This is a genomic window from Bradyrhizobium sp. CCBAU 53415 (assembly GCF_028128735.1).
In the GTDB taxonomy this organism is placed as follows: Bacteria; Pseudomonadota; Alphaproteobacteria; order Rhizobiales; family Xanthobacteraceae; genus Bradyrhizobium.
On the sequence record NZ_LBJF01000019.1, the window covers coordinates 47,697 to 60,195 of the forward strand.

10 protein-coding genes are annotated in these 12,499 nt (G+C 60.4%); 8 read left to right on the plus strand and 2 right to left on the minus strand.

Annotated elements, in window-relative coordinates; translation table 11 throughout:
• Positions 1–49 precede the first annotated feature (49 nt).
• Both XH87_RS11725 and XH87_RS11730 read left to right on the plus strand, forming a co-directional pair.
• Positions 50–784, plus strand: coding sequence for an outer membrane protein (locus XH87_RS11725; protein WP_035703233.1), 735 nt, complete (start codon positions 50–52; stop codon positions 782–784).
• 509 nt (positions 785–1,293) lie between these two features.
• Positions 1,294–3,153: a PAS domain-containing sensor histidine kinase gene (locus XH87_RS11730; RefSeq protein WP_035709162.1), complete on the plus strand. Its 1,860-nt coding sequence runs from the start codon at positions 1,294–1,296 to the stop codon at positions 3,151–3,153.
• A 46-nt stretch (positions 3,154–3,199) separates the two neighbouring features.
• On the opposite strand, the gene XH87_RS11735 is transcribed toward XH87_RS11730, so the two are convergent.
• A complete protein-coding gene (locus XH87_RS11735; protein ID WP_128963640.1) occupies positions 3,200–3,961 on the minus strand; it encodes an IS5 family transposase in 762 nt (253 codons plus the stop codon).
• Between the two features lie 709 nt (positions 3,962–4,670).
• Between XH87_RS11735 and XH87_RS11745 the strand changes: the two genes are divergently transcribed.
• From XH87_RS11745 to XH87_RS11760, 4 genes are all read left to right on the plus strand, one after another.
• The gene (locus tag XH87_RS11745; RefSeq protein ID WP_128963644.1) at positions 4,671–4,916 is read left to right on the plus strand and encodes a DUF6894 family protein; all 246 of its coding nucleotides are present in this window, start codon (positions 4,671–4,673) and stop codon (positions 4,914–4,916) included.
• Positions 4,917–5,050: 134 nt separating this feature from the next.
• Entirely contained in the window at positions 5,051–6,361 is a 1,311-nt protein-coding gene (gene istA, locus XH87_RS11750) for an IS21 family transposase (protein ID WP_442868261.1), read from the plus strand.
• On the plus strand, positions 6,361–7,218 hold the full coding sequence (istB, locus tag XH87_RS11755; protein ID WP_271587386.1) for an IS21-like element helper ATPase IstB: 858 nt from the start codon (positions 6,361–6,363) through the stop codon (positions 7,216–7,218). Before istA ends, istB begins: the two co-directional genes overlap by 1 nt.
• A gap of 283 nt (positions 7,219–7,501) precedes the next feature.
• Positions 7,502–7,681: a hypothetical protein gene (locus tag XH87_RS11760; RefSeq protein WP_128963645.1), complete on the plus strand. Its 180-nt coding sequence runs from the start codon at positions 7,502–7,504 to the stop codon at positions 7,679–7,681.
• A gap of 2,084 nt (positions 7,682–9,765) precedes the next feature.
• On the opposite strand, the gene XH87_RS11765 is transcribed toward XH87_RS11760, so the two are convergent.
• Positions 9,766–10,221 (minus strand): carboxymuconolactone decarboxylase family protein, encoded by a 456-nt coding sequence (locus XH87_RS11765; RefSeq protein WP_028141951.1) that lies wholly within the window; start codon positions 10,219–10,221, stop codon positions 9,766–9,768.
• Between the two features lie 210 nt (positions 10,222–10,431).
• Between XH87_RS11765 and sigJ the strand changes: the two genes are divergently transcribed.
• Together sigJ and XH87_RS11775 are read left to right on the plus strand one after the other, a co-directional pair.
• Positions 10,432–11,334: an RNA polymerase sigma factor SigJ gene (gene sigJ, locus XH87_RS11770; protein WP_244659518.1), complete on the plus strand. Its 903-nt coding sequence runs from the start codon at positions 10,432–10,434 to the stop codon at positions 11,332–11,334.
• 449 nt (positions 11,335–11,783) lie between these two features.
• The gene (locus tag XH87_RS11775) at positions 11,784–12,437 is read left to right on the plus strand and encodes a hypothetical protein (protein WP_271587387.1); all 654 of its coding nucleotides are present in this window, start codon (positions 11,784–11,786) and stop codon (positions 12,435–12,437) included.
• Positions 12,438–12,499 lie beyond the last annotated feature (62 nt).

Below are 12,499 nucleotides of genomic sequence, written 5' to 3' on the forward strand. Positions count from 1 at the left end.
CGTGCTTTCAACTCTTTTTCGGGGAGACACTTTAGTGAGAAGACTTCTGATGACAACGGCCGGGGCATTGGCGCTCGGTCTATCGCCTCCGGCCAGCGCGGCAGATCTGGCTGCGCGTCCCTACACGAAGGCACCTCCAATGGTCGCCGCGATCTACGACTGGAGCGGCTTCTACATCGGCGCCAACGGCGGTTGGGGCTCAAGTCGCAACAGCTGGGATTCGGTTGCCCCGTTCCTGGTGGGCCCCGAAGGTTCGCACGACGCAACGGGCGGCGTTGCGGGTGGTCAGATCGGCTATCGCTGGCAGACTGGAACATGGGTGTTCGGCCTCGAAGCGCAGGGCGACTGGGCTGACCTGCGAGGCAGCAACTTGAGCACGCTCTTCGGACCGGGCTTCCGTAACGAATCGCGGATCAATGCGTTCGGTCTGTTCACGGGTCAGCTCGGCTGGGCCACCAACAACGTCCTGTTCTACGTCAAGGGCGGTGCTGCTGTGACCGACAATCGAAACCGGATCTACTCGACTGCGACTGGCGCCTTGCTTGCCAGCACCGGCGATGACACCCGTTGGGGCGGTACCGTCGGCGTAGGCTTTGAATACGGCTTTGCCCCCGGCTGGTCGGCTGGTGTCGAATACGATCATCTGTTCATGCAGGATCGCACCCTTACCTTCACAACCCCCGCGGGCGTTGCATTCGGTGCGGATCGCATTCGTCAGGATGTCGACCTCGTCACGGTTCGCGTGAATTACAAGTTCGGCGGGCCCTCTGCCGGACGGTACTGACCGCAGCTTTCTCATATCCAGTAAACTGGCCTGGCCGCATTTGCGGTCGGGCCTTTTTCTTCATCATTTTGTTTTCGCTTCTTGATTGTCTTGAACACCAATGAGCGCCCGCCTGAAAGGCGATGAGGTGGAGTCCGCTGTGGGTCAAAAGTGGCCTCCAGTCGGCATGGCCGTGAAGGTCAGCTAGGGGCCAACAGCGGAAATCCAACTTGGGTTGAAATGAAGAGGGCCGCCAACCCGGGGGCGTCTTTAGTCAATGCGCGTCCGGGTGAAGACGCCTATGATCACACCGGTATGGTCCCGAACCGTCACAGTCTCTCGGCTTCGCTCTGCCAACTTCTTGCCCACTTGCAGAGCTTCCCGGGGGCGGTCTAGATCGAGAGAGATCAGCAAATATTTTGGACGGGACAGAGCCGGCCCATCAGTTCGCTCTGTAAGGACATGCCAGGGGGTATCCGTCCGCCGAAATGCTGGATAAGTTGCTCCCGGAGGGCTGAGACGGGCATTCGATGCGTGACGAGATGCTGACATTCCTGAACGGGGGAGGACGGATGGGAGAGCGCATCCGCCTGTTCGACTGGAGGTCAAATTCACTCGGGCCTCCGGATTCGTGGCCGCAATCGCTTCGTTCGGCACTGTCCATTTGCCTGTATTCGAGCTTTCCAACGGCGATCTATTGGGGGCCGGACTTCAGGCTCCTTTATAATGACGCGTGGTCTGTCATCCCGGGCGAGCGCCATCCCTGGGCTCTCGGCCGCCCCGCCAAGGAAGTCTGGTCCGACATCTGGCACGTCGTCGGCCCGCAGTTCGAGAACGTGATGGCCACGGGTGAGGGCTTTTCTACCTATGACGAAATGCTGCCAATGGTGCGTGGCGGCGTCCAGCAGGAGACCTACTGGAACTACAGCATCAGCCCGATCCGCGGCGAAGACGGCGAGGTTGCGGGCATCTTCAATCAAGGCAACGAGACAACTCAAATTGTCCTGGCGCGGCGTAGCTCCCAGCAGGAGATTGCGCGTCTCTCCCTGATGTTTGAACAGGCGCCAGGCGCGACGGCCGTTCTGCGGGGGCCACGCCATGTCTTTGAAATCGCAAACCCCGCTTACTTGCAGTTGGTGGGCCGTAACGACATCCTCGGCAAGTCGGTCGACCAGGCCCTGCCCGAGGTGGCGTCGCAAGGTTTCATCGAGCTACTCGACACCGTCTACAAGAGCGGAGAGCCTTACGCCGGGCGCGCCATTCCGGTCGTCCTGGATCGAAGTGGAATTCGCGAGCAGCGGCATCTCGACTTCGTCTATCAGCCGATAAGCGACGGCGCGGGCGACCGGTACGGCATTTTCGTGCAAGCGACCGATGTGACGGACACGATCCGGGCGGTGGCTGCTCTTCGCGAAAGCGAGGAACGTTACCAGGCCATCGTTAACTCCATCGACCAGATGATCTGGTCGACGCTGCCTGACGGCTATCATGATTATTACAACGACCGCTGGTACGAATATACGGGGATGCCCAAAGGTTCAACCGATGGTGAGGCCTGGAACGGAATGTTTCACCCCGACGACCAGGAGCGAGCCTGGAAATTGTGGCGCCACAGCTTGGCTACGGGCACCCCCTATCATATCGAGTATCGGCTGCGGCACCGCTCGGGTGAATATCGCTGGGTGATCGGACGTGCACAGTGCGTCCGCAACGAGGCGGGCGAAATCATCCGCTGGTACGGCACGTGCACTGACCTGCATGATTTGAAAATGGCCGAGGAGGCCCGGCAGCTGCTGATGCAAGAGCTGAATCATCGGGTGAAGAACCTCTTCCAGCTCTTCGAGGCCATGGTGTACATGACGGGCCGATCGAGCAATACGACGGCTGAAATGAGCTCCGCGCTTAAAGCACGTTTGCAAGCGCTATCGCGGGCACATGACCTCGTCCGGATCGGCGCAGCAGATTCGATGCCGGCGCATTCGGTGTTGCTCATCCATCTTGCTGAACAGATATTGGCACCGCATTTGAGTGACGCGCAACATGGCAAAGTGAGCTTGGCCGGACCGGAAATCCTGCTGGGCGAGAAATCAGCCTCCGCTATGGCGCTCATCCTGCATGAGCTTGCCACGAACGCTACCAAGTATGGCGCACTGGGTCGTGCAGACGGGAAGGTGATGATCGGCTGGGAACTTGCTGGAAAAGATCTGGTTCTGACGTGGAGCGAGCGCAATTCCTCTGCTGCGATTGCCAAGCCGACATCGACCGGTTTCGGCAGCAGGCTCATTAAGTCTGCGGTCGAAGGGCAGCTCGGCGGAAAAGTCGATATTGTTTGGAAGCCTTCTGGCGTACAACTCCGCCTGGAGTTAAGCCAGGCACGGCTGCGCGACTGATCGGAGCACTTCGCTCAACGCAGCATTGATCACAGCGGTTCGCGATTTAGGACGCGGACTCATTAAGGCGCAGCCATAGCCTTATTGATGCGAGTTGAACGAATGCGAGGTAGTTGGCGGCGAGCCTATCGTAGCGCGTCGCCACCCGACGACATTGTTTGATCCTGTTGAAGAACCGCTCGACCTGGTTGCGAGCACGATAGAGGTGGGGGCTGAAGCAGATCGGATCGCTACGATTGCTCTTCGGCGGGATGTTGGCCCACGCGCCCTTCTTCATAGCCATCTCCCTGATCCAGTCCGCATCATAGCCACGGTCGGCAAGCAGCATCGAGCCTGCTTTCAGACGAGACAGCAGTTTTCCGGCGAGTCGAACGTCATGGGCCTCACCCGGGCTCAGCGCCAGCCGTACCGGCAAGCCATTGCCATCGACCACCGCATGGATTTTGCTCGTCAAGCCGCCGCGTGACCTTCCCATCGACTGGCGCTGGTTTCTTGTGATGCAGGCTCCATGCTGATGCACGCGGACAATGGAGGTGTCGATCATCTGGACAGCGGCATCATGGGCAGTGGCGAGCGCTTCTATGATGCGGCCCCAAACACCGGCCCGCCGCCACCTAACGAACCGGTTGTAGCAAGTGGTGTATGGGCCAAACGCCGTCGGCAGATCACGCCAAGGTGCTCCTGATCGGAGGACCCAGAAGATGCCATTCAGGACCCGTCTGTCGTTCACCCGACGAACGCCACGCGGCTTGTTCGGTAGCATCGGCTTGATGGCGGTCCATTCATGGTCCGTGAGTTCGTAGCGCATGATTCGACCTCCAGTTCAGGAGTTTGAATCACGGTAGTCGGGCCAAACGCAACGATCCTGGCTTGCTCCTGGTATGGCGCTTACGGACAGAGCGGACATCAACAGCCCTCAATCTCTGCCAGATGCGTCGAAAATGGACCCATAGCAGACACCGACGCGCCAACTGACTTCGGCATTGTTCGGCCCGCGTTCTCTGTGCGTCAGGTGCAAATTGCTCCAACTGAGCAATCAGCGCCTCTTGAGTAACTTGAGAATTTTTCCGGGTTTCATGTGCAATATTGTTTTGCACGTATCAAAAGATACTGAACCAGTGCCCGCTTCGGGTCATTATCTTCGATCGTAGGACTTCTGTTATGAGAACGCCGGTTGCTTTCTCGCTAATAAGCGTTGGATTTTGCCTATGCCGAAGCGTCGCCGCGTTAAACAGATCTTCTCTCTCGAAGAACGCCTATCTGTCGAGGCCAAGCGCCTGCGGGAAGAAGCCAAGCTGCTCCCCCCAGGTGCTCTCAGGGACACCTTGCTGAGAAGAGCGCGTCAAGCAGAGACGGGCTCGCACTTGAGCGAATGGCTCCGGTCGCCCGGACTGAGGCCCCCGGAGTAGGAACAACGGCAAAGCTGTGCTAGTTAACAACCATCATCGGCACGCGACCCGCAGGCGTCGATGGCTGAGAGATGTTTGCGCTCCCGCCTCGAAATCGGAGCGCGCCGAATGCCGCTATATTTTTTCGATCTGCTTAGCGCCGAAGGGTTAGCTCCCGACGAAGAGGGAACGGAGCTTTCCTCTCTAGATGAGATTCAAAACGAGGCGGCTTACGCTCTTGCCGATATGCTGAGAGACGAGGTGCGGGCGACCAACGGCAACCCGCGTGCTCGCGATCTGATGATCGTCGTTCGCGACAAAAATGGTCCGGTCTTGGAGGCGAAGTACTCTTTTCAGATCGCGCGCGTCCAGTAGGCATGCGTACCTCTTTCTCCGTCAGTGACAGAGCTGCCGATGGCAGCTTCTGGCCGCTGTCGCGCGCCATGGAAAACTGCCCCCTCGGCGTCACGAGGAATTGCCCCCTCCTTGGATAGCCGAGGAGAGAGCGAATGAACGAGGAACGAATCACGGAAGGCTCGTCGTGGATTGATCCACGGGGGCAGGTGATGAAGACGCCGGATGACGTGGCTGAGATGTTGCGCCTGAGGGCGTGCGGGTGGGGTCTGAAGCGGATTGCGCGCCAGCTGGGCTGCAGCCACCACACGGTGAAGGGCTACGTGGCGGCGGGCGGGCTGAAGCCGTTCAAGTCGCCTGAGCGCCCGAAACGGCTCGATGGCCTTGAAGGCTGGCTGCGCGAGAGGTTCATTCGGCATCGCGGCAATGCGGATGTGGTGCGCCAGGACCTGTTGGCCGAGAAAGGCGTGGCAGTCAGCCGGCGAACGCTCCAACGCGCCGTGCAGCCCTATCGCCAGGCGCTGAAGGCCGAAGCGCTGGCGACGACGCGGTTCGAGACGCCCCCGGGCCGACAGCTGCAGATCGACTTCGGCGAGCGTCTGGTCGAGATCGGCTGGGTGAAGGTCAAGGCATTCGTGTTCGTGGCGACGCTCGGGCATTCGCGACGGCTGCATGTGCGTGCGTTCCGGGCCGAGAAGCAAGAGCACTGGTTCGCCGGGCTCGAGAGCGCATTCACGACCTTCGGCGGCGTGCCGGAGGAAGTGCTGATGGACAATCCGCGCGCGCTCGTGGTGCGCCACGATGCGGTGAGCCGGTCGGTTCAGTTTAACGACAAGCTCATCGCGTTCGCGAAGCATTGGGGCTTCCGTCCTCGCGCCTGCGCGCCGTATCGGGCGCGCACGAAGGGCAAGACGGAGAATGGCGTCGGCTACGTGAAGAAGAACGCGATCGCGGGGCATTCCTTCGCGAGCTGGGAGGCATTCGAGGCGCATCTCGCCGGGTGGGAGCGCGAGGTGGCGAACGTGCGTATCCACGGCACGACCGGCGAGGCGCCGATCGCTCGCTTTGCGCGCGACGAAGCACACCGGTTGAAGCCGCTCGGCGGGCAGCCGTCGTTCGGATCGTTGCGCGAACTGGCCCGCGTCGTCGGCAACGATTGTGCCGTCGAGATCGACACGAACAGCTACTCGGTGCCGTGGCGGCTGATCGGCGAGCGCGTGGCGGTGACGGTTGCGGCCGGCGAGGTGCGCATCCGCCATGGCATGCGCGAGATTGCGGTCCACAAGCAATCGGAGGGCCGCCGGCTGCGGATCGTCGATCCCGCCCACCTCGACGGGGTTGCCGGCCGCAATGGCGCGGTCTGCCGAGCGGAGATCGCGGTATCGACGGTGCCCACGTCGTCTCCGCCGCCCTCGTTGTTACGTCCCCTTGCCGAATACGAGGCAGTGATCGGAGGGAGCTTCTGATGGCGCACACAAAGAAGGCTACCGAAGTGCCGACCGATCGGCTCGAGGCCATGCTGGCGCGATTGCAGCTCTCCGGCATCCGCGACCAGCTCGACAACCTGCTCGACGAGGCGGCGCGCGCGAACCTGTCGGCGCGTGAGACGCTGATCCTGCTGTGCGAGCGCGAGATCGCGCGCAAGGATCATCGCCGCATCGAGATGGCGCTGAAACTTGCACACTTCCCGGCCGTGAAGGAGCTTGCGGGCTTCGACTTCGAGGCGCAGCCGTCGATCGATCCGAAGCAGATCCGCGACCTGGCCGCGTCACGTTGGATCGCCAACGGCGAGAACGTGCTGCTGCTCGGCCCGCCGGGCGTCGGTAAGACGCACTTGTCGATCGCGCTCGGGCGAGAGGCGATCCTGGCCGGTTACACGGTGCAGTTCACCACGGCGACGACGCTGGTCGCTGGCCTCGCCAAGGCGCACGGCGAACGGCGCCTGGACGAGAAACTGCTCGCGCTGGCGAAGCCAAAGCTGCTGATCGTCGACGAACTCGGCTACCTGCCGCTGGAGCCCGACGCGGCGCATCTGTTCTTCCAGCTGGTCAGCCGGCGCTACGAAACTGGCGCCATGCTGATCACGTCGAACCGCAGCGTTGCCGAATGGGGCACCGTGTTCGCCGATCCAGTGGTCGCCACCGCGATCCTCGACCGGCTCTTGCACCACAGCCACGTGCTGACCATCCGCGGCGACAGCTACCGGCTCCGCGCCAAGCGAAAGAGCGGCCTCATCAAGCCGCCCGCCGCTGACGGCCCTCCGGTCGGCTCCGCCTCCCTCCGTCCCGTCAGCGGCGGAGCCAACCTTCAACCGACATCATGAACCCGAGGGTGGGGGCAGTTCTTCATGACGCAAAGGGGGCAGTTCCGGATGGCGTTTGACAGCCGCAGCAGACCTTCACGGCAATCTTGCTCAGAACCCCATTTTATCGCCCGTCTTGCCAATGCAAATCCTTAAGAGAGTAGACCTGTCCAAGTCCCAAACCAGGAGCTTTGCAACCAACCATTGACGCAGCTATTGTGTCCCCATCACCGGCTTCGGCTCTGCCCGTAGGCGTCGGTGGCTGAGAGATCATTGTGCTCCCGCCTGCGAGCCAGGGAGCGCCATGATGACCGAGCAGTATGGCCGGGAACTTCAAGATCTGTTTGATGCCGCCGATCGAGCGATTGCTCATAGTAGGGAAATCATCCGGCAGCGCCGAGAGATGTTGGCAGCTTGCGAAAACGACCGCCGCCAACAAGAGGATCGCTTCGCTTTTCGCCGGGAATTGTGGAAACCTCGTTGAATATTTGCGTTAGTTGGTGACCTGATGGCTTTGGCCCTATGCCTCAAGCGCCCCGACCAACCGCCCAAATGCAGATTTATCGACCCAGCGAGTTCGATCGCGAACTCATCGAGCGCGCGCGAGAGGTCGTACAGTTTGCAAAAAAGGTTCTGGCGGAGTCCGATCCGACTGTCCTGCTCAAAGGGTACCGTCCACTACTCCCTCAGAAGGTCAGCGAGACTGCCACATTTACGGAGGAGTAGCGGTCTTCAAAACCGAGAAAGGTTTAGGCATGGGAAAACTCCGGGTCTCTCGGCGGCTCGCTTACCACCTTGGCCAAGAGGCCCGACGCGGCGGTATACGTATCGACGAAAATCCTTTCCCACCTTACTCTGGAGGCCACAACCTCTGGCGGCTGGGTTGGGAAGAGGAGGATCATAAGCTCTCGTGAGAGGCGGTGGAACGTTAAGCCTCCTGGCCCATTGGAAGCCGGCTTCACGTTTCAGACTGAATGGTGCAGCAGTAAAGCCGCCTATTTGGCGAGATTTACATACATGCGGGAGCGCAAATGCCATCCATTGAACAATGCAGAGCGTATGCCGCTGATTTTAAAATCCGAGGAGCCGATTCGAAAAATTCAGCAAGGCGCTCTGCGGTTCTTTTGAGCATTTCACGAAGCTGGACAGCATTGGGGCACCAGCTCGAAAGCCTTGCAGAAATTGTGAAATCGGAAGGAAAGTGAAGTTCGCGCCCCGTTGGTTGGGCTGCTTGTCCCGCCATGAGAGCTTAGCAACCAGCCAAGATCGGCCCGGTTAGATCATCTGCATCATGGCCGAGGTTGCCGAGGCGTCGGTGACTGAGAGAGACGAGCGCTTCCTTTACGCTCCCCAACATGGCCAAAGGCACCGTGACTTACGCAAGCTGATATGGGACGAGTGATGCCCCCTCAGTTGGCGGTCTCCCAACGGCGACTTCCGCTTGGGGCTTATCGCGACATATTGCGCTGCCGCCCGAAGTCGGTCGCTGTAGGGGCAAAGGAGACATTGTTTTAGTTACATCATGGCGCCGGGTTTATGGGTACACGGCCTAGCTCGAAGTTCTATGTACTCCAGTCGCGTCCATAGAGCCCACTTTGTCTGATGTCTGAAAGGGTCAAGGGCCGTCCATGGCAGCCGGATGTCCCTGATGCGGTCATTCTTTGGAAGCGGAAATCGCAGCTCTGTGGGCGGAAGTCAGCCACGGGTCAGAAGCGCCGGTTTGAGCAGCGCCGCGTCACTTCCGGTATGCCCCCGATGCGCTAACAATACCTGAACTAAAACGCACTTCGCCATCGGGCCACAAGCGAAAGTCAACGTCGGCTGAATGATTGAGGCCGCCAACTGAAGCAGCCTTAGTTCAGCTTGCGCTTTAGTTCTTGGACGAACTTCCGCTGCTACTCGATGTCCTCTTCGACCATCTGGCGCAGTTCGTCGATGGGAGACGGCTTTTGACTTGCGCGGGGCTTCTTGGGTGGTTTCTTGTCGGTCATCAATCCTCCCAGATTAGCTCCCCGCATTGGCATTTGTACACGTACACGTAGTTTCCCGTCTTTGTGCTCCAAAGCCGTTCGAGAAGCCGCGTCCTCTTCCGGCACTTAGGGCAAAAGAGCGGGGTTTCGATGTGATGCTCTGGCATGGCGGCGGTCCTCTCGAATAGAGCCAGACGCTAAACCTCCTTTGACGTTCCTAAAAATAACCAAGGATACTCAAATGGGAACAAACGGCGACTTCTATACGGAATGAGAACGGTCCAAAAGTCTGCTCAGGGTCAAAGGCTGCCCTCAGCAGCCAGCATGCCCTCGGTCGGGTCATCTCTCGGAAGCCGACATTGCCGCGCGGTGGGCTGAGGTCACCCACGGGCCAATAGCTGGCATTGTAGTCGGCGCAATGCCTAGGCTTGCGATTCCGGAAGAAGCCTTCATCTCGGTAAAGCTCTGAGCGAGAGACCTGAGGCGCGCGGCGCTACAGCTCTCCGGGCGCAACTTCCGCTCCGGTTCATAGGCCGGCACCCGCGGCTCCGCTTCGGAACGGCCCTTGGGCCATTCCGAATCGATGCGAAGAAGCGGATCAGGCCTTAGCCTTGACCGGGAGCCGAAAGGGCGCCCCCAACCGGTTGAACGCGTTCATGGCCGCAATCGTGATCGTGAGGTCCACGAGATCCTTTGGAGCGAAAGCCGCGCTTGCGGCCGCATAGGCCTCGTCGGAGGCGTGCGTCTCGCTGACGAGCGTAACTTCCTCCGCCCACGCGAGGGCAGCCCGGTACTTGTCGGGAAACAGGTGGGGCACCTCGGCCCAGACCGGAACGAGGGCGACTTTTTCAAATGACATCGTGGCCAAGAGGTCCCGGGTGTGCAGGTCAATGCAGTGCGCACAGCCGTTGATCTGCGAAACCCGCAGGAAGACGAGGTGGATCAGTTCGTGGGGCAGGTCGGTACCCGTGGTGATGTAGTGGTGGATGCTGAAGAGCGCCTTTGCACCGTGGGGTGCCACTTCGTTCCAGACCAGCCGCTTGTTCTCGCTCATGACGTGCCTCGTTGTTCGGAACGCCGGAGATTCGACGCTCGGAGCGATGACGGGCCAAGCGGTCAGGGTGTGACATGACACTCGGCGGTTCCATTCAAAGCGGCCGATGTCACATCCACGCAGGTCCGATCGTCTTATTCTCGGGTTCGGGATGCGCGAGCGACGGTGACAGCGGATATGATCTGCGAGGAAACTGGGCGGATGGAGGCGATGGACGATCAGCGGACCACCGAGTTCGAAGCGGAGCGCAGGCGCCTGACACGCTTGGCCTATCGGATGATGGGCTCGCTCACCGAGGCGGAGGACGTCGTTCAGGACGCATGGCTACGGTGGGTCGGGGTGGAGGGTGGCGTCGATTCGCCTCCCGGCTATCTGACCCGCATTGTCACACGCCTGTGCCTCGACCGACGCCGCTCCGCGCGGGCGCGCCGGGAAACCTACGTCGGACCCTGGCTGCCAGATCCTCTCGTCGGTTCCGTGGAGCCGAACGAGACGGTCGCCGACGACGTCACGGTCACGTTGATGCTGGCCCTTGAGCGCCTGTCGCCTCTTGAGCGGGCCGCTTTCCTTCTCCACGACGTCTTTGACGTGCCGCTGACCGAAGTGGCCATCACGCTCGGCCGCCAGCCGGCAGCTGTTCGTCAGCTCGCGGCGCGCGCCCGCAAGCACGTGCAGACCGCACGTCCCCGCTTTGATGTCGAACCCGCGGATGCGGATCGGATCACCCGTGCTTTCTTCGCCGCAGCACGCGACGGGGACGTGGCGGCGCTTTCGGCGCTGCTGGCAAGGAATGTCGAGATCCATACCGATGGCGGCGGCAAAGTCCTTGCTTTCCGCAATGTCATTCGGGGGGTCGAGCGGGCCCTGCGCCTATTTGCTAGGCAGCGACGCAAATACGTCGTACCGCCGAAGCTGCTTCGTGTCGTCACCATCGACGGCCTGCCAGGCTACGTTAGCCTCGATGGACGCGGCGTTCTGCAGACGACTGCGCTCGACATCCGCGAGGACGGGATCACCGCGATCTACATCGTCAAAAACCCGGACAAGCTGTCGCACTTAGCGACAGAAATGGAATTTCCAGCTCGCATCTCGCCGATACCGCCAGCTTCATGAACTGCCCGAGTGACTGCGGCAACGTGGAGAGTCGTTCGATGGGCTGCATATGAGGCTCGCCCACGGTCGACGTCCGCTCCGGGTCATTCGCGTCGATCTGACCGCGTTCTCCGCACGTCCGGTGTCGCCTCAATTGCTGCCATGCTGAGCTCGACTTTCCTCCTTCGCCTGAGGACAAAAGCCCTCACTACAACCTTCTTACATCGCGCCATCGGTTTTGCATTTTAGCGGCATTGCATGCGACCGCTTCCCCTCCGGATATTCCGCTTGCAGAAGGATGAATTCTGACAGGCGTTCTTCCCTAACCACATCATTCCCTCCTATTGACACCTGCCGCAAATGGGCAAATCCTTTCCAAAGCGAATTTTCAGCACGATAAATTTCGGCGCTAAGGCCTTTCTTTGGCGCCTTCTGAATCCATTTGCTTCTAACCGAAAACGGAGGGGCCCATGCGCGCGCTCGCTTTAAAAAGCGTCTCTCTTCTCCTCGCCACTCTTGCTTCGATCTGCGCCACGGCCTGCGCCCGCGCACAGGATGCGACCGACGAGCAGTTTGGCAAGGTGCACTTCCAGACCACTTGCAACGAGGTCGCGCAACGCCGCTTTGATCGCGGCATGCGCTACCAGCACTCGTTCTGGTACCGGCCTGCGAAGGAGATTTTCAAGGAGACGTTGCAAGCCGATCCGGAATGCGCGATCGCCTTTTGGGGCATTGCACTGAGCCTGCTCTACAATCCTCATTTTCCCGCACCGAAGGAAAATCTCGCCGAGGGCCTCGCCGCGCTGCAAAAAGCCAAGGCACTCGGCGCCAAGAGCGACCGCGAACGAGACTATGTCGACGCACTGCTGGCCTTCTACTCGGGGGACGAGAAGACGACGTTTGGCCAGCGGGCACAGGCCTATCTCAAGGCAACCGAGGCCGTCGCGGAGCGCTATCCCAATGATGACGAGGCGCAGATCGCCTACGCCATCACCCTGAATGTCACGGCCTCACCAAACGATAAGACGTATGCTAACCAGCTCAAGGGCGCGGCCATCCTGGAGCCGATCTTCAAGCGGCAGCCGCGGCACCCCGGCGTCGCGCATTACCTGATCCACCTCTGACTATCCGGCGATAGCGGAGCAAGGCCTCGACGCTGCCAAGCGCTATTCCGAGATCGCGCCAG

Bases quoted from the DNA above. Each gene is read 5' to 3' on its own strand.
- XH87_RS11735 (WP_128963640.1), bottom strand. From the start codon at position 3,961: ATGCGCTACGAACTCACGGACCATGAATGGACCGCCATCAAGCCGATG.
- istB (WP_271587386.1), top strand. From the start codon at position 6,361: ATGGCGCACACAAAGAAGGCTACCGAAGTGCCGACCGATCGGCTCGAG.
- XH87_RS11725 (WP_035703233.1), top strand. From the start codon at position 50: ATGACAACGGCCGGGGCATTGGCGCTCGGTCTATCGCCTCCGGCCAGC.
- XH87_RS11775 (WP_271587387.1), top strand. From the start codon at position 11,784: ATGCGCGCGCTCGCTTTAAAAAGCGTCTCTCTTCTCCTCGCCACTCTT.
- sigJ (WP_244659518.1), top strand. From the start codon at position 10,432: ATGGACGATCAGCGGACCACCGAGTTCGAAGCGGAGCGCAGGCGCCTG.
- XH87_RS11745 (WP_128963644.1), top strand. From the start codon at position 4,671: ATGCCGCTATATTTTTTCGATCTGCTTAGCGCCGAAGGGTTAGCTCCC.
- istA (WP_442868261.1), top strand. From the start codon at position 5,051: ATGAACGAGGAACGAATCACGGAAGGCTCGTCGTGGATTGATCCACGG.
- XH87_RS11765 (WP_028141951.1), bottom strand. From the start codon at position 10,221: ATGAGCGAGAACAAGCGGCTGGTCTGGAACGAAGTGGCACCCCACGGT.
- XH87_RS11760 (WP_128963645.1), top strand. From the start codon at position 7,502: ATGATGACCGAGCAGTATGGCCGGGAACTTCAAGATCTGTTTGATGCC.
- XH87_RS11730 (WP_035709162.1), top strand. From the start codon at position 1,294: ATGCGTGACGAGATGCTGACATTCCTGAACGGGGGAGGACGGATGGGA.